Origin of the sequence: Pectinatus haikarae (genome assembly GCF_015732185.1) — a bacterium.
GTDB lineage: Bacteria > Bacillota > Negativicutes > Selenomonadales > Selenomonadaceae > Pectinatus > Pectinatus haikarae.
The window spans coordinates 369,365-386,093 of the sequence record NZ_WIQM01000008.1 but is presented as its reverse complement, the minus strand read 5'-3'; the positions used below and the strand labels follow the sequence as shown (position 1 = coordinate 386,093).

The 16,729-nt window shown below is 42.7% G+C and carries 15 protein-coding genes; 2 read left to right on the top strand and 13 right to left on the bottom strand.

Going from position 1 to position 16,729, the window contains the following annotated elements; all coding sequences use genetic code 11:
* Positions 1-6: 6 nt before the first annotated feature.
* The 12 genes from I6758_RS06005 to I6758_RS05950 all read right to left on the bottom strand — a co-directional run bounded on the left by I6758_RS06005 (position 7) and on the right by I6758_RS05950 (position 10,950).
* Positions 7-1,137 (bottom strand): ABC transporter permease, encoded by a 1,131-nt coding sequence (locus I6758_RS06005; RefSeq protein ID WP_196604284.1) that lies wholly within the window; start codon positions 1,135-1,137, stop codon positions 7-9.
* Between the two features lie 9 nt (positions 1,138-1,146).
* Entirely contained in the window at positions 1,147-2,427 is a 1,281-nt protein-coding gene (locus tag I6758_RS06000) for an ABC transporter permease (RefSeq protein ID WP_196604283.1), read from the bottom strand.
* A gap of 23 nt (positions 2,428-2,450) precedes the next feature.
* Positions 2,451-3,713 carry a DUF2318 domain-containing protein gene (locus I6758_RS05995; RefSeq protein ID WP_196604282.1) on the bottom strand — a complete coding sequence of 421 codons (1,263 nt, stop codon included), beginning with the start codon at positions 3,711-3,713 and terminating at the stop codon, positions 2,451-2,453.
* 93 nt (positions 3,714-3,806) lie between these two features.
* Entirely contained in the window at positions 3,807-4,361 is a 555-nt protein-coding gene (locus I6758_RS05990) for an iron transporter (protein WP_196604281.1), read from the bottom strand.
* Positions 4,362-4,385: 24 nt separating this feature from the next.
* Positions 4,386-5,582 (bottom strand): FTR1 family iron permease, encoded by a 1,197-nt coding sequence (locus I6758_RS05985; RefSeq protein ID WP_196604280.1) that lies wholly within the window; start codon positions 5,580-5,582, stop codon positions 4,386-4,388.
* A gap of 53 nt (positions 5,583-5,635) precedes the next feature.
* Entirely contained in the window at positions 5,636-6,319 is a 684-nt protein-coding gene (locus I6758_RS05980) for an energy transducer TonB (protein ID WP_196604279.1), read from the bottom strand.
* Between the two features lie 5 nt (positions 6,320-6,324).
* Entirely contained in the window at positions 6,325-6,735 is a 411-nt protein-coding gene (locus I6758_RS05975) for an ExbD/TolR family protein (RefSeq protein WP_196604278.1), read from the bottom strand.
* A complete protein-coding gene (locus tag I6758_RS05970; protein WP_196604491.1) occupies positions 6,725-7,309 on the bottom strand; it encodes a MotA/TolQ/ExbB proton channel family protein in 585 nt (194 codons plus the stop codon). Before I6758_RS05970 ends, I6758_RS05975 begins: the two co-directional genes overlap by 11 nt.
* Before the next feature lie 40 nt (positions 7,310-7,349).
* Positions 7,350-8,333, bottom strand: coding sequence for an FAD:protein FMN transferase (locus I6758_RS05965; protein WP_196604277.1), 984 nt, complete (start codon positions 8,331-8,333; stop codon positions 7,350-7,352).
* 352 nt (positions 8,334-8,685) lie between these two features.
* Entirely contained in the window at positions 8,686-10,038 is a 1,353-nt protein-coding gene (locus I6758_RS05960) for a PTS ascorbate transporter subunit IIC (protein ID WP_196604276.1), read from the bottom strand.
* A 51-nt stretch (positions 10,039-10,089) separates the two neighbouring features.
* Positions 10,090-10,386 (bottom strand): PTS sugar transporter subunit IIB, encoded by a 297-nt coding sequence (locus I6758_RS05955; protein ID WP_196604275.1) that lies wholly within the window; start codon positions 10,384-10,386, stop codon positions 10,090-10,092.
* Between the two features lie 33 nt (positions 10,387-10,419).
* Positions 10,420-10,950: a PTS sugar transporter subunit IIA gene (locus tag I6758_RS05950; protein WP_196604274.1), complete on the bottom strand. Its 531-nt coding sequence runs from the start codon at positions 10,948-10,950 to the stop codon at positions 10,420-10,422.
* A 33-nt stretch (positions 10,951-10,983) separates the two neighbouring features.
* On the opposite strand from I6758_RS05950, the gene I6758_RS05945 reads away from it, so the two are divergent.
* Positions 10,984-13,059 carry a BglG family transcription antiterminator gene (locus tag I6758_RS05945; RefSeq protein WP_196604273.1) on the top strand — a complete coding sequence of 692 codons (2,076 nt, stop codon included), beginning with the start codon at positions 10,984-10,986 and terminating at the stop codon, positions 13,057-13,059.
* Positions 13,060-13,289: 230 nt separating this feature from the next.
* On the opposite strand, the gene I6758_RS05940 is transcribed toward I6758_RS05945, so the two are convergent.
* Positions 13,290-15,242, bottom strand: a complete 1,953-nt coding sequence (locus I6758_RS05940) for a heavy metal translocating P-type ATPase (protein WP_196604272.1) — start codon at positions 15,240-15,242, stop codon at positions 13,290-13,292.
* A gap of 213 nt (positions 15,243-15,455) precedes the next feature.
* On the opposite strand from I6758_RS05940, the gene I6758_RS05935 reads away from it, so the two are divergent.
* A complete protein-coding gene (locus tag I6758_RS05935) occupies positions 15,456-16,727 on the top strand; it encodes a lipase family protein (RefSeq protein WP_196604271.1) in 1,272 nt (423 codons plus the stop codon).
* Positions 16,728-16,729: the final 2 nt, after the last annotated feature.

Sequence of the window (16,729 nt, the reverse complement as noted above, 5' to 3'; positions counted from 1 at the left end):
TCCTCCTCATTCACCGCGCAATACTATTGCCGGTTCAACACTTGTAGCAATACGTACAGGTATAAGGCTGGCTATACCTGTTATAACAATCGACAGCACTATCGAAAATACTGCAATTGACGGAGCAAATTCGACTGCCCGGCCGAATACATTCATGCTCACGACCTGGGCGAATAAGTAGCCAAGGCCAGTGCCCAGGATACCGCCAAAAAATCCCAGTACACATCCTTCACCAAGGAATTCGCAGATGATATTGCTGTTTTCAGCACCGAGTGCCTTCTTCAATCCTATTTCACGGCGCCGTTCAGTAACAACCGCCATCATTGTTGTTGCCACACAAATCAAAGTCAGCAGCAAAACCACTACTGTAACCAAAAGGACCAATGCCTGCAGTTTGCTTAAAACAGTTTCTTCTGAATGAGCTATCTGCTTCACCAGCTGAGGCTGCACCTCTGGATAATTTTGACTGATCATTTTGCTGACACTTTCCAGTGCCGCCCCATCGGCAACGATACTGATCTGAGCCAGACTGAGCTGCCCATTTTTTTGGAGCATTTTTTGTAAAAGAGCCAAATCAACAAAAGCGAATTGTTCTTCCTTACCGCCTGTATGAACTATCCCGGAAACCACAAAAGTCTCTTCGTCGGCATCATTGCCGGCGCTGACAAGAACTGTCTGTCCCGGTTTGATATTCATCCGCTGTGCCTGCTCGGCCCCCAGCAGGATCTCCCTTTTTTCTGCCTGCGGCCAGCTGCCGGTTATCTGCCAATAGGGACTTACCTTCTGAAGCATTGAAAAATCCGTGCCGCTGGTGAGTATAGGCTGTTCATTGATTTTCAGTCTTTCATACAGAAAGGGGGCAATGCCCACTATTTCATAGCCGTTCAGACTGTCATTTATCTTTTTAACATCTTCACCCGACAATGTGGTACGGTCTTTTCCCGGCAATATAAGCAAATTAGCTCCATATGCCCTGAACTCCCGCCCCATCTGCTGCGGTATTTCTCTGTAAACAGTTATCATGCCGGAGATGATAGTTGCTCCTACCGCAACTGCCATCAATGCAATAGCCATTCTTGTGCGCCGCCGCAGCAATGCATTTATGACCATAACAAAGTACATTCTATATTTTTTCATTAAATTTTCTCACCTGCCATGAAGAACAATCGCCGGCCGCAGGGACAAAATCATTCGGATAGCCGGCAGGCTGCCCAGTAATATAACCAATGACATGAGCCCCGCGACTATAGGCATGACTACTATATTAACTGCAATGCTTGAGTTAAATACCGTATTGCCTATGATCTGCGCAAAACCCAGACCTATAAAATAACCGCAGATCCCACCTGCCAATCCCGCCAAAAATATTTCTGTCAATATCAGCAGCACAATTGCCAGATTGCTGGCTCCCAAGGCTTTCAGCAATCCAAGTTCGCGGCTTCTTTCCATAATATTGGCACTTACAAGATTGGATACACCAAGTACAGAACTCAGCAGACTGAGACCGGTTATCAGCAGCATCAGCATTTGCGTTTTATCCAGAATTTTTCCTTCGGATTCGGCGATCTGTCTTACCGGATGAGCCACGGAATCAGGGATTACTTCCTCTATCTGATATGCAATGGAACTGACATATGATGTACAATACCATATTTCATATTCTTTCATTGTCAAGCTTTTAGGATTAGCCGCCGCTTTACGGGCAAGCTCATTTTCCGGTGTAGTCACAGCACTGACTTCAACCTGATCAATTTTATCTGTAAGCCCTGTTATCTTCTGAACAAGCGCCAGCGGTGCCAAAATAGCATTTTCTTCACTGCCTCCGCCGCTCACAATACCGCTGACTCTTAAAGTATCGGCTTGTCCGTCCGGTTTTTTATAGCTTATGGTATCTCCCTTATTTACCTTGAGATCATTAGCTAATTTTTTTCCTACCATGACACCGTTGCTGCCGTCATCTGCGGCCCAATCACCGTCAACCTGCCACCACGATTTAAGATATTTTTCTCCTGTAGAAAAATATTCTCCCGTCGGCAGCAGCATCTGACGGTCAAACCATGTACCATCTAAATTTACAGTTTGTCCATTTTGTAAATTTATAGACGCACTCAGCTGAGGAGCAAATGCTACAATATTATTTGTCCAAAATATCGTTTTGATTTTTCCCAGATCGGACTCATTCAGATATTCCTTATGCGCGCCTGTATCATCCAAACCATAGACATCCTTCAGCACGGACGCATTCTTAGGGGTCACTACAATGTTTGCACCATAAGCTTTAAGCTCCTGATTGACTTTATCGCCGACATCAAACATTACATTAAGCATCGCGGTTGCCAAAGACACTCCCAATGCAACGGTCAATGCCACAAGCAAAAGTCGTCGGCTCTGCCGCACTACAGCACCTTTTACCATCTGCCAAAACAAACTCGGTCACTCCCTTCGCTGCACTATTTAAATTTATCCCTATCCTTTTCAAGACTGGCCTGTGTGACATTTACACGGCCGTTTTCTACTTTATACTCAACGGGAATAGGGTTGCAGCCGCCCTTCATACCGATAGTTGCCTTATTCATTATTACGTCGCATAATCTGCATACAACCTGACCGTCTTTTTCATAATATCCAGTTGGTCCGCATATCTCACAGGCGTCCAGTCCTACCCCATAAGATGATCCGCCCTTTTGGATAATAATGAATCTGACCAATTCTCCACCCGATGCCTTATACACATATCTGTGCAAATGTCCGTCATTTACTTGATCGAGAGAAACGCTGACGTTCCCGTCAACCGCGTTTACAGGTATTGCCGGTACCAAAGCTTCCTTTTTATTGGCATAAACACTTCCCAGACTGGATATTGATACCATTATGCACAAACTTATTACCACAGCCGTTCCCCAGCGCAGCTTATGTTTGGCGTACATCAATATTTTCCTATACTGTGCAGGATCTGTTCCCTGCGGCCGCAGCGGCTTTTTTTGCAGAAAAAGCGTAACAGGCACTAAAACCGTAACAAAAAAAACTACAAAAATAATCCAGGACTGATGATTTATCAAAGGTGCCATGATCTTCATCAGCAGACCGCCTGGCAATAACTGCCGGGCCATCATTATTTGTATCAAGAATATTATCTGCTGCAAAAGTATTGCAGCCATCTGTACAGTAAAAACGAACAGCAGCCGTTGATAATAAAGAGCCGCCGCAGCCTTATGCACAAGATATCCTCCAAGAACAGAAAAACCCAGTCCGGTCGCAAATCCCACCAGCCTTATTAACACTGTAATATTAAAATAATCGCCTGCTGCCGTAAACATGGTGGTTACCGGAATGAGCCATATTTCCATGCCGTGATATAAAAACAAAGCTACGACCATAGCTGCTATCGTTCCAGAAACTTTTTTATCTATCGTCTCTTTTGTACGCATATTTTTTCTGAAAAAGAACAGCAATATTGCAATTTCACAAAAAACAGCAACAGCTATCGCCAAACTTTCGAAAACTTCGCGGCTGACTGCATTTCGCGTACCGACTTTGACTGCTATTATGAACACCGATCCCCAAAATCCCCATGACAAGGCACGAAAAAAAGTTCTTTTGTATGCTTTCGTTTCCATATTCATGAGAATCGCCAGCAAAATCCCCAAGGGAACAGCTAATGTAACCCCTTGCTCCATAGCCGGAATGAATTGTTGCAAAAAAGTTTGTAGCATAACGTGTTCCTTTCAATGAAAAAGACCTGCCCGGCATAAGTAATTTCAGCAAGCTCACGCCGGACAGGAATATTTCAACGTCAGTTATATTTCTTACCAATGTCTGGGAACGTAGTTGAATGTCCATTTCAAAACAACTGGTTTTTCCCAGAAACGACCCTGTACGCCGGTTTCTTTATCTACATGAAGGCCATAGTTCATACGCAGCGGGCTGTCGATTGAAAATTCGCAATCATATGTACCAGCACCGAGCATTTTTATATTAGCACCATAATGAGGACCGTCATCAGCATTCATCGGCATGAATACGCCTTCGATTGTTTCACCGGTTTCTTTCTTTGTGAGTTTATAATGCACAGTGAGATAGGGAAGCCATTCGCCGACGCCAAATCCTGTGTCACTGCCTTCGGTTGCGTGAATATCTGTTTCCATATGAATATCAGATTGATCGGGCTGAAGCATCATTCCTTTGGGTTCCATTTCTATAGGCTGAAAATAAACAAGAGCAACTTTGAAATGTTCGTTAGGCGCTTCCTGTTCATCGCCTATCGGATATTCCTGGAAGCCTTCAGCGGATGCAGCTCCGACAAAAGCAAATAAAGATACCATTGCGGCACAAATAGCGAGTAATGATCTAAATTTTTTCATAAAATACACTCCTTAAAAATAATATCATACTGGTTGAACTGAGCCCCTTTTTCTATAATAAACAATGCCTATAACTGCAGCAATCAGCAAAACGACCTGTATCGCTATTGTTTCATAGGTTGGATATATGCCCAGTATATCTATATTAGGCATAGGAATCCCTTCTATAGGTGTAATGCTGACAATGCCTCCTTCCTGTAATTCTTTTATACCGCTGCCGGCAAAGCTTACGGCCAATAAATACATGAAAATACTTGTCCCTACAAAAAAAGGACGCAATGGTATTCGCAGAGCACCCAAGCGAATCAATGTAAATATAATGATCAGCGCCACACAGGCCGCTGCAAACCCAAGCCAAATCATTTCAACATCACCGGCTGCACTATTGAACAAGGCCTGATAAAAAAGAACTACTTCGGCTCCTTCACGGTATACTGCCAGAAATGCCGCAATCCCCAAAGTTTTAGCGCGTCCTGTGGACATGGATGTTTTAACCATATTCTTGATATATGCTTCCCATACCTTGGCATTGGCTTTGTTTCCCATCCAGAAACTAACAGACAAGAGCACAACGACTGCAATCAAAACAGTTATACCTTCAACTATTTCCTGATTAGCACCGGCGCCGAATTCATTGGTAAGAGAATTAAAAATATATGCTGTTATAAAACTGGCAATAATAGCTGCTATCGAATAATTATAAACATAACTCAAATATTTCTCGTTGCCTGATTTGCAAAGATAAGCAATAATGGCCGCCAAAACCAGAATCGCTTCTATGCCTTCACGCAGAAGGATCAAGAATGCCGGCCAAAAAGACGCCCAGCCGCCCTGTGAAGAATGTGCCCCCTTGAGACTTTGCACATCAGCATTGACCATTTTGACCAATGTATCAGCGGCGTCCTTAACCTGTGCACCATCCGCTCCCTGCAGCATGAGTTTTTTCAACTTACTGAACTGATATTCCGTCAAATTGGCATTTTTTGCCGATACAGTATTGCGAATAGCTGTTTCCAGTCCGTCTTTTTCATAAATTCCGTAATAAATATCATTGACAGCATTTTTGGCACCCTCACTGTCACCCGAGTCGTAAATATCAAGTGCTTCTGCCATAGCCTGTTCAATATGCTGTCCTACCTGCTCCCACTTTGGTGCGGCTTGTGCCGGCAGAGAAGCGGAAAAAACTATCAGCATGGCTAAGAGCATAACAATTTTTTTCATATAAGTATTCCTTTCAATATTGATTATTGTTATCATCAATATGGTAAAAAAATTTATTTTTGTGCCGGCATATTAAACGGTATAGAAATAATTTTTGTACATTCCATAGGTGCCCCATTTTGATCAAGTGCCGGTTTAAATGTCCAGCGGCGTGCGGAATCCATTGCGATCTGATCCACACTCGGGCTGCCGGAAGTCACGGCTATTTTCGTCCTTATTATCCTCCCGGTCACATCGATAGTAGCAAATACACTGACGCGGCCTCTGAATGTTACAATATTAACAGGCGGATAAAATTTGTCGATCAATATCGGCGGTTCTCCCATCTGCACAGACTGGCTGCCGCCACCGCTGCCTTTTTTATCAATGATTATTACCTTATCGCTTTTTGAAGGATCATCAGCTAATTCTTTGACAAGCTCCGCTGTGGCCGGTTCATCTTCATCTGCCACTATGGGTGTCACTTCCTGTTCCTCTGCCTTTTCCTGTTCGGGAACAGCAGCCGGTGCGGGGCTTCGTTCTTCATGCACAGAGGGTTCCGGCTGTTTTTCATCTTCTATGGGACCGGGTTCATCATTCTCCTCATCTACGCTCTCCCATTCGAGAGCTTGTGTATCTTCGGGAGGCAGCGCTTCTGCCTGCAAATGCGGCAATATAAAACTGCCTGCCAGCCAGATACCCAGATGAAGCAAAAATGCCACTAAAAATGCCATGCGCCAATGAGTGGGATACTGCAAGATCATTACCTCCCTTTGGCTTCAGTGGCAATGGATACATGGCGCGCTCCAGATTGTTTTAATGTATCAAGCACCGAAGCGATACTTTCATAAGAGGCTTTTCTGTCACCTCGAAGTACAAACACCGTATCGGCATCATCTGCCAATACACTCTGTACCTTTTGCGCCAAATCTTCCACCGGATTTTGTTCTTTATCGTATATAATATCGCCCTTGTCTGTTACAGTTATCGATACCAGATTTGGTTTTGTCTCTCTTTGCACTGCGGCAGCAGCCGGCAGATTGACTGTCATCGTATTAAGCTGAACCATATAAATAGTGCTTATCATAAAAAAGACCAGCAGAAAAAGCATTATATCAATCATAGGAATAATCACTACTTTCGGCTGTTCTATAACACGAAAATCACGTCGCATCTACTGCTCCCTCATTTCCCTTGCAAACAGAAGACAACACAATCGATGCCGCACGATCCAAATCATTAAGTATCTTATCCAGCTGCTGTGCAAAATACGTATGTATTAAGAGTGCAAAAATAGCGACACACAGTCCGGTCGCCGTGGCGATCAAGGCTTCGCCTATACCACCGGTAATGGCCAGCGGCTGCCCTGCCTGCAGACTGAAAATATTAAAGGACTGGATCATTCCGGCAATCGTACCCAGCAATCCCAAAAGAGGAGACAAAGTAACTATCATAGAAAGATAATTCAGTTTTGCCCGCAGCTGCATAGCAGCAGAAGCATATGCAGTATCAAGAGCAAGCTTTACATCAGTATTATCCTCTGCTGCCTTCAAGCCCGACACAGCGATGAACCCCGCGGCGTTAGTTTCCCTTTCACATACTTCCATAGCATCTTCCAATGGTTTTTTTGTTATTTCCGGTAATGACTGCAAAAAAACCATTATTCCCTTTTGCGCCCGCCGATAAAAAATAAACCTGTCGATCGCTATTGCTGCCACACACAAGGAACAGAGCAGCAATGCATACATTACCGGACCGCCCTTGCTAAAAAATTCTACACTACTCAAATCAACATGCCCTCCTGTTAATAATAAAAGTTTGATGCCTCGCTTGATACGGCAGAATATGGACATACCCTCTCAAGCCTTCCGTCATGAATACCTGCATCGCATCCGTGACCAATATTGCCTCAACACGGGGGAGCATCTTTAAAAAAGATTTTGCCTTGGCGAGACCGCCGGCAATCAAAGCCGTGCCATTTATCGGCAAAAGATCATCCCGCCTTTTGTATATCAAAGATGCACTGATCAATTTTCCGCCTTCATCGTTCACTTCTTCAGAGAAAATATGACTGTACACTTTATCACCATCTTTTATGTATCGCTTATAGTCGCCGGAAGTTTCCACCGTGTCCCAATTTTGCAGAACAACACTTGCCAGCAAAGATTTTTCACGCCGCGGATGCTGAATGCCGATGCGCCACGCTCTGTTGTTTGGCTTGGCACCGACAGTGCATATATCCCCGCCGGCATCTATTATCGCAGCACCCATGCCTGTTTCCTCAGCCTTCGCCGCTGCCGCATGAAGAGCAAATTCCTTAGCAATACCACCAAGATCCAGCTTCATATTCGCCTTTTGTAAAAAGACTTCACTATCGCTGACATCCAGCCATTGATAGTTGACTAAAGACCTTGCATTTATCTGTTCAGTTTCCGCCGGTATCCGGATTTTTCCTGACTCTCTATGCCACAGACCGGTAACCGCTCCCGCGGTAATATCAAAAATCCCGTCAGTAAAAGCAGATATTCGCTGTGCGGCCCGCAAAATTTTCACCAGATTCCTATCTACATGTACACTTTTTTTACCGGCCATCCTGTTGATCAAAGAAAGCTGGCTGTCGCTGCTGAAACGACTGCAAAGATATTCTACGTTTCCAAAAATATCCCATATGGGCGTGAATGAATACGTACCTTCTTTGGCAAAGCTCATAACACGCAAAAAAGTACCCATGCCGTGTTTAGACTCAACATAGCATGTTTCTGCCGTAGTCATTACTCTAACCCCCTTCCTCATGAAGATTAGCAGGTAATCATAATCCCGATTAATTTCCCGATATTATAAATTGATCAGCATCTCTTTTTATATATAATGATAGTAATTATCATTACAACTCATAACAATATAATATATCACTTATTTTTCAGTTGTCAATGAATTGCATTGAATTTTTTTGCTGTTATCTTGAAAATAACAGCAATATTGGAAATAATTATAATATAAATTTTCTGTCACAGATAAAAATATCGCCGGCCCAATATGGGTCGGCGATATTTTTATCTATCAATTTTACGGCAAAACCGCAAATCGATTATTTTTCTTTTTATCCGGCAATATCCTGGCATCACTATTCTGCAGAAGTTTTTCCCGTCAGTCGGCTCATTATAATGACCAATGCAAGAAAGGCGATAATGCCGGCGGTCAAAGCAGTCTGTCCCAGATCACCGAGATTGCCAAGTAAAATTCCCGGAATTAAATAGTCTGTATCTGCAAAAGTAGAACTTGCCAGACTCAGATTTCCCAAAACGGGCAAAATAAATAGCGGCAGCCAGCTGATCAGCAGACTGTTTATAACCGTTCCGATAACGGCTCCACGCCTTCCGCCTTTTGCATTACCATAAATAGCCGCGGCAGCACCGCAGAAGAAATGTCCGACTACGCCGGGAATAATGACAACCGTATGCATTGCTACCATAGCAAGCATTGAAAGTGTACCAACGATAAAACTGATCAAAAAACCAAGCAGAACCGCGTTAGGTGCATACGGAAAAATAATGGGAACATCAAGTGCCGGTTTTGAATTGGGCACAAGTCTCATCGCTATTCCCTGAAACGCAGGGATGATTTCTGCCAAGATCATCCGAACACCCTGTAAAACCACAGCAAAGCCAGCCGCAAAGGTGCCTGCCTGCACCACGGCAAATACCAAATAGTTGGAACCATTGCTCAGTTGGGATTCTACAAATGCTTGTCCCGTCAAAAGTGCCAGAATCAGATAAACGACGGCCATGACAATTGTGATAGATACAGTGGAATCCCGTAAAAAAGAAAAGCTTTTCGGGACATTTATATCCTCCGTACTATGTGCTTTATTGCCAAAATGTTCGCCGAACCAGCCGGAAACCGCATAGCCTATATTTCCGGTATGACCCATAGCCACCGTATCTCCGCCGGTGATAGCACGCATGTATGGCTGACACAGCGCTGGAGTAATCGTCAAAAGAGTCCCTTCAAATATACCGCCCAGCAGGATTGTCCTGATTCCCGTTCCCATACCTGCCGACACAAGAATAACTGCCGTCAGGCAGGAAACATACAGCATAGCCTGACCCGTTAAAAATATATATTTAAAATTTGTAAATCTCGACAAGAGAATATTTACTATCATTCCGACAAACATGATCAATGCCGTCACTGACCCATATTGTACAAGGGCAATGGCGACCACAGCCTCATTGCTTGGAACAACGCCTTGGACATTTAAGGCAAATTGAAACATTTTGGCAAACGGATCCAAAGAATTCGAGAGAATTCCCGCACCTCCTGTCAGGATCAGAAAACCGGCAAAAGTTTTTATACCGCCCTGCACTACCGCCGTCCCATTCTTTTTTTGCAGCAGCAGACCTAATACTGCCAGCAGACCCACAAGTAAGGCAGGCGTCTGAACGATGCTGATAAATAGATTTTGTATACCATCCATATTATTACTCCTTAATGATAAAAAGGGTTATAGAAAATATTTCACTCTCTGTCAATCATGTGAAATTTTTTCTTTATCAAGAATCTTGCATACTGCAGTCTGAATCTCGTTTTTATCGATCAGACTCTTCAGTAGCACTACCCGGTCTTTAGGAAGATTTGATATAGCTTCGCCAAGAGTTTCCTCTATGAAGAAATAATCGGCAAGATCAGGTGTTGTGCTTCCAACATCAGAATGATCTACAATAATTTCATTCTTTACATTCATAGCATTTAAAACGTTCTGAATATTCATTTGGACCATGAAACTGCTTCCTAAGCCGGACTGGCAAATACATAAAAATTTCATAACATATCCCCCTTTTAATTGTAAATGACCATATCATTCTCCAGAAAAAACATTGGCAAGAATTTCGATACTTTCGGCTGCCAGCAAACGTTGAATTTTATCAGAATCGGTCAATACAGCTGCCAATTTCTGCATAATGGCAACATGGCTTGTGGCATCCGGAGTCGCCAGAAAAAACCATAGCCTTGCCGGATGTTTTTCATCCATAAAAAAAATTTCTTCTGCCGTCTGCAGCAAGGCAATACATGCTTCTTTAGTGCTTGGCAGCGGTCTGGCATGAGCCAGAACGATCTGCGAGCCAATATTCATATAAGGCCCTTTCTCCTGACAAACTGCTATGACAGCATCAATATAGTCCCCGGCAATGATCTTTTTATCAAGCAGGGGCTTTGCCGATAAAGTAATGGCATCCTGCCAGGATATGCCTTTTTCCGAAGTCCGCTGAATTTGTTCTTTTGCAAGTAATTCCACAAGGATCATATCCTTTCTTGTTTTTATTACACGATTATGATATCGCTTTACATAAATATGAACAAGTGCAATAATGAAAATGTAAATGTGCAAAAAATGAACCCCCTTTTACCGGAGGCAGTATATATGATTATTTTTTCCCAATATAAGCATGGCAACGAATTATTAGCTGCGCTTCACCATGCAGAAACACCGGTTTCCATAGAAAATTTGATGGATAAACTGCAATTGTCACGACGAAGCATTATGTATATTTTAGAAAATGTCAATAAAGAATTAATAATAAAGCAGATTTCTCCTATAGAAAATATCAAGGGCATCGGTTATTTTCTTCCCCCGAAAGCCAAAACATACTTGCAGCCGCTTGATGCAGATATAAGACAACAGGCCCTTTTAGTTTTGCCAAAGCAGTGGTCATTGAATATAAAAGCACTGACACAGAAAGAAAGTCTGATTCTTTTCAATTACATCATCATCACGCAGGAAACCACATCAATTAATGAACTCATGGGAATTTTTCATTCATCACGAAATACCGTGCTAAAGCGATTGCGTTCTCTGGTTTTTTACAACAGGGAAAACGAACTTCAAATAAAAACCACTCCCAAGGGCCGGATTATTCTGGGTGCAGAATTAATACAAAGAAAATGGGTTTTGGAAAATTTAGAAATGATCCTGCTGCTTTTAAAAAAAAGTTATCAGATTTCCTATGAAAAATATATTTTTCGGGAATTGCGGCAATATGAACAGGAATCCGGGAATCATTTCACCGATGATGCCCGCCGTATTTTAGAATATTTTTTAACTTGGTATGCCAATCGTTTATCCAAAGGGAAAATATTAAAAAAAATGGACGTTGATATTGCTCATCCCGCAAGTCGAAGCCTGTCCTGGGAAAAATTTTTCTTACAGAAGAGAGGATTTTATCATTTAACGGAATATGTATATTTATCTAAGATCCTCAGAATTTATGCATGCTCAAAAGTGAATAATAAAACACTGTTTTATAAAAAAATGCATAAAATCGCAGAAGATATGACTGACCAATTTTTCTTGATTTCCGGACTGCTGCCCGGAATCCATCATCACATGATGGTCGATTCGCTGGCCGTCCATCTGGTTTCCGTTTGTCATCGGATAACCGCGGGACTCAGATACCATAATCCGCTCTTGGAACAGATACGAGTATCCTATCAGAATCTATTCATTATCTCCCGGGCGGCAGCTCAACCTCTGACTGATTATTTGGGAAAGCAGCCCTCTGATGATGAAATTGCTCTGCTCACCACATATTTTGGCAGTGATATTCGCACAGATCAGTTAAAAGAAGATCGTAAACAGATTTTAGTGGTCTGCTCCAGCGGGATCGGTACCTCACAATTCCTTTTAATGCAATTGCGCGAAAAATATCCCCATCTTCTTTTTTCCGGTCCATTCCGCATGTCAGAATATTTACGTCTGTCCCTTCACAGTATTGGCTTGATCATTACAACCACCTTTTTAGAGCAAAACACGTCAAAACCCATTCCTGTTCTGCAGATTTCTGCGTTGCCGACAAAATATGAATGGAGTTTACTGAACAAAAAATTATTATCATTAGGATTTGCTGTTTCAGAATATAAACGGGAAAGTATTCAGCCTCTTATGGATTTGATTGCCAATTACGCAAAAATTGAAGATGCGACTGGATTATGCAATGGTTTGCAGGAATATTTTCAAAAAAACCGGCAGGAACATTGGAAAATCCCCGCCTCATCAAAAGATGAGCCGAGCTCTCTTTTAAAATATATTACATTCATTCCTTTTAACCTTCCTAATTGGAAAGAGGCAGTCCGTACCGCTTTCCGTCCATTATTGCGCCACAATTTTATCCGTGAACATTATGTGGACAGAATCATCGAACTGACCGAAAAAAATGGCAACTACATGCTCTTAGGCAAAGGTGTACTTCTGGCCCACGCCAAACCTGAAGATGGTGTTTTAAGCCTTTCTGTTTCAATCGCTTTATGTAAAAATCCCGTTTCTCTGAGCAGAGGCAAACATATAAAATGCATTATATGCTTGGCGCCGATCGATCAGACGAGGCATTTGGATTTTCTTGCGGTACTTCTTCAATATATAAACGATGATAATTGGTGTGACAGACTGTATCAGATAAAAACACAGGCTGAATTAGAATCCTTCCTGCTGGATTATTTTTAGAGTAATGCTCAGCAGAGTATCCCATAAATGGAGACTACTATTCAGACGGTGTTTTGATTCCACCTGAATAGTAGTCGAAATTATCTAGAGAGTTAGCCGCTCTTTATTCACCGCTTGCAAAAGCGGGAGTATTAGAGCGGGTAGTCATCGGATAAATTAAATAATGCATGCCAAAAATAAAAGGGCAGGGGATTTTACCGATCCCTGCCCTCTCATTTTTGTCCAAGATTCTAAGCAAAACGATCACTATACAGAATACGTACCGCATTCAACACACAGATTATCGCAACTCCTGTATCCGCAAAAACAGCACTCCATAAGGAAGCATATCCCAAAAGACCGCATATCATTATTATCAATTTTACCGCCAAAGCAAAAATAACATTTTGAACTGCAATGGCTCGCGTTGTTTTAGCCAGTTTCAACGCATACGGAATGGCATCCACACGAGATGTCATGAAAACGACATCAGCTGCCTCTATAGCCGCATCGGCCCCCGACCCCATAGCAGCGCCTACGTCTGCGTTGGCAAGAACAGGTGCATCATTTATACCGTCACCGACAAACAGGACTTTTCCTTTTTCAGAACGTATTTTTTGCAGTATGTCCAATTTTTCCTGCGGCAGAAGCCTTGCGTGAATTATATCTATCCCTGCCTCGCGGGCAGCCGATGCCGCTCCCTCCGCGGAATCTCCTGTCAACATGGCAACACTTATTCCCTGCTGTTTCAGTTTTGCGATAGCTCCGACCGCATCTTCCTTTATTTTATCGCCCAGGACAATACAGCCCGCATACTGACCGTCAACGGCTAGATATACTGCGGTTTTTTCTGCCGCATCTCCTATTTGAATATTATGATCCTGCATAAATGCCGCATTGCCGCACACTATTTTTTTATTATCAATATATGCCTTGACCCCTTTGCCGGAAACTTCTTCTATATCCGCCGCCGGTTTTATATCCAGCATCTTTTCTTTTGCCTGCCGCACTATACTTACCGCCAGAGGATGAGATGACGCATTTTCTGCCGACGCACAAAACTGCAGTATTTCATCCTCTGTAAAATTATTGCCGGCTTTTATTTCCTGAACAGCAAAAATTCCTTGTGTTATTGTACCTGTTTTATCTAAAGCGGCGGCCTTGATCTGTGTCAATGCTTCTATTGCCGCACCATCTTTAAATAAAATCCCCTGACGTGACGCTGTGCCTATTCCTGAAAAAAAAGCCAGCGGAACACTAAGCACCAAAGCACACGGGCAGCTTATGACCAGAAAGGTAAGCGCAATATATATATAATCATGCCATTGTCCCGTCATTAAAGAAGGAATAACTGCTATCAATACCGCTATTACCACAACTATAGGCGTATACACTCTTGCAAAACGTGAAATAAAGCGTTGTATGCGCGGCTTGTTGGCTGCGGCGCTCTGTACTGCGGCTAAAATTTTTGATACCATTGACTCCGCCAGTACCTTCTCTACCCTTATTTTCAGCACACCGGTTTTATTTATGCAGCCTGACAGAACAGTGCCGCCTTCGGCAGCCATTACGGGCACGGATTCTCCTGTAAGCGGTGAAGCATCAATCTGGCTCACGCCCTCGATCACGGTGCCGTCAAGAGGTATCCTGTCTCCCGGCCGAACCATAATAATATCGCCAACGGCAGCCTGATCGGCGGCTACAGTTGTTACCTCATTATTTTCATCAACGAGCATGACAGTTTCCGGGCGCATGTCTACCGCATCTATTATTTGTTTACGGCTTTTATTCGCAGCACGTTCTTCAAAAAATTCGCCGACTCTGAAAAAAAGCATTACCCCGACCGCTTCCGGATATTCTTCAATGGCGAAAGCACCGATCGTAGCTATACTCATGAGAAAATTTTCATCAAACACTCGTCCGTTCAAAATATTCCGTCCGGCACTCAAAAGTATATCCTTGCCAAGAATAAGATACGAAATTATCAGCAGAGGTAATTGATATGCAGCACTATAGAACGAAAGCATCTGTGCCGCAATAAAAAAAACCGCACCGATAAAGATCTCATAAAATTCACTGCTCTTATACCATACTCCCGTATCTATCTGTCTGTCCGCATCTTCATGCTGGCAGCATGAACAGCCACATGTTTCCTCAGCCGCGCAGGATACGGCCTCTTCTGCATTTTTATTTCTGTTCGGCATTGCATGTCACCTCGTTTTAATATTATTATATTATTATATGATTATTTGTTCATATGTTATATTATAGCACTGCTCCCTAATTCTTGCAATCAAAAATATTTCAGCAATGGTAAAACTATGGTAGAATGATTTAGAGAACGGCTGCATAATTTAAAACTGCAGCCGCAAATAGTTCGCATTATCTGTTTTTGTTAATACAGGCAAGGTGATATTATGCTTAAAAATTTTCTGAAAATAATCATTTATATATATTTCTTTTCCGCCTTTGCCCTTACCAGCGCCTTTGCTCAGTCAGCAGAGTATGATGCCAAGGCTCAGTACCTTTGCGCATTAATGTCGATGACAGCTTATAACGATAAATACGGTGACCTGGCGCGCAATGTACTTACTTCATACGGGTGGGATTTTAATTTTCTGGAAGCAGCACCGGTAAACGGAGCTTCAAAATTTTTCACCGCAGCCAATACCGATTTTATTCCGGGAGAAAATTCTTATTTACTTTCTGTGCGTGGTACCGATGATTTGAAGGATGTTTCCAGTGATATGAAAATCAACATGGTCCCTTTCTCCGGCAATGACCCCAGTTCGATCGCAAACGGACAACTGCCGATGGTACACAGCGGATTTAATCGTTATGTGCAGGCTGCTTTTTTTACATCCCAAAATGATAAGCCTTCCCTCGGTGAAAAATTTATTTCCATCCTGCGGAATGACCCGCATGCCCACCTGTATATTACAGGGCACAGTTTAGGCGGAGCAGCAGCAATTCTCACCGCGGCAAAACTTATCAGCATGGGGCTTGATCCCAGCCGGATAAGTGTCATCACTTTTGGTGCGCCGGCTGTCGGCAATGAAGCCTTTGCCAAAACTTACGGCGAAAATATCAATCTTTCCAGAATTGTCCTGTCCGGTGATCCCGTACGCAACCTTGTCCAGGTATTGAATCCCAATTACAGACAATTTGGCCGGGAAATAAAGTATGCCGCCCCGCCTTCCTTCGATGATAAAATTCGCCACAAAATACTTTTGTATCTGGATATATGCCTGCGTGAATATTATGATAAGAAAGAGCCGGCTGCGTCCTCCTCAGCCGGAAAAATATTCTTTGCAAAACCGACATTCAATATTGATTTCAATAATGACAACGAAAATATTGATTTTTATATTCGTTCTGTTTTACAGGATAACATTTCTCATTATATCAAAAACACCGTCTGGGAGAACTCATCGGTTTCTCCGCCCGCTTTCAGTGCGATCAAATATCTGGTCAAAACGGATATAACCATAACTCGTCAAAAATACGTTAAAAACAGTTTTTACGTATCAACGGCCTATACCATTTACACCGCTGAAAGCGGGCGTCTTCTAACTTCATTTTCAGCAGCCTCGGATACTGTTGAACTTACTCCCATTGAGGCAGTTTTATACAATAACATATCACTGGAAGCCGAATTGAAAAAATCACTTTCTCAGGAAAATTTATAAAT

Excerpts from the sequence above, each read along its gene's own strand:
- I6758_RS06005 (WP_196604284.1), bottom strand. The coding sequence starts at position 1,137 with ATGAAAAAATATAGAATGTACTTTGTTATGGTCATAAATGCATTGCTG.
- I6758_RS05995 (WP_196604282.1), bottom strand. The coding sequence starts at position 3,713 with ATGCTACAAACTTTTTTGCAACAATTCATTCCGGCTATGGAGCAAGGG.
- I6758_RS05990 (WP_196604281.1), bottom strand. The coding sequence starts at position 4,361 with ATGAAAAAATTTAGATCATTACTCGCTATTTGTGCCGCAATGGTATCT.
- I6758_RS05985 (WP_196604280.1), bottom strand. The coding sequence starts at position 5,582 with ATGAAAAAAATTGTTATGCTCTTAGCCATGCTGATAGTTTTTTCCGCT.
- I6758_RS05975 (WP_196604278.1), bottom strand. The coding sequence starts at position 6,735 with ATGCGACGTGATTTTCGTGTTATAGAACAGCCGAAAGTAGTGATTATT.
- I6758_RS05970 (WP_196604491.1), bottom strand. The coding sequence starts at position 7,309 with ATGTATGCATTGCTGCTCTGTTCCTTGTGTGTGGCAGCAATAGCGATC.
- I6758_RS05965 (WP_196604277.1), bottom strand. The coding sequence starts at position 8,333 with ATGACTACGGCAGAAACATGCTATGTTGAGTCTAAACACGGCATGGGT.
- I6758_RS05960 (WP_196604276.1), bottom strand. The coding sequence starts at position 10,038 with ATGGATGGTATACAAAATCTATTTATCAGCATCGTTCAGACGCCTGCC.
- I6758_RS05955 (WP_196604275.1), bottom strand. The coding sequence starts at position 10,386 with ATGAAATTTTTATGTATTTGCCAGTCCGGCTTAGGAAGCAGTTTCATG.
- I6758_RS05945 (WP_196604273.1), top strand. The coding sequence starts at position 10,984 with ATGATTATTTTTTCCCAATATAAGCATGGCAACGAATTATTAGCTGCG.
- I6758_RS05940 (WP_196604272.1), bottom strand. The coding sequence starts at position 15,242 with ATGCCGAACAGAAATAAAAATGCAGAAGAGGCCGTATCCTGCGCGGCT.
- I6758_RS05935 (WP_196604271.1), top strand. The coding sequence starts at position 15,456 with ATGCTTAAAAATTTTCTGAAAATAATCATTTATATATATTTCTTTTCC.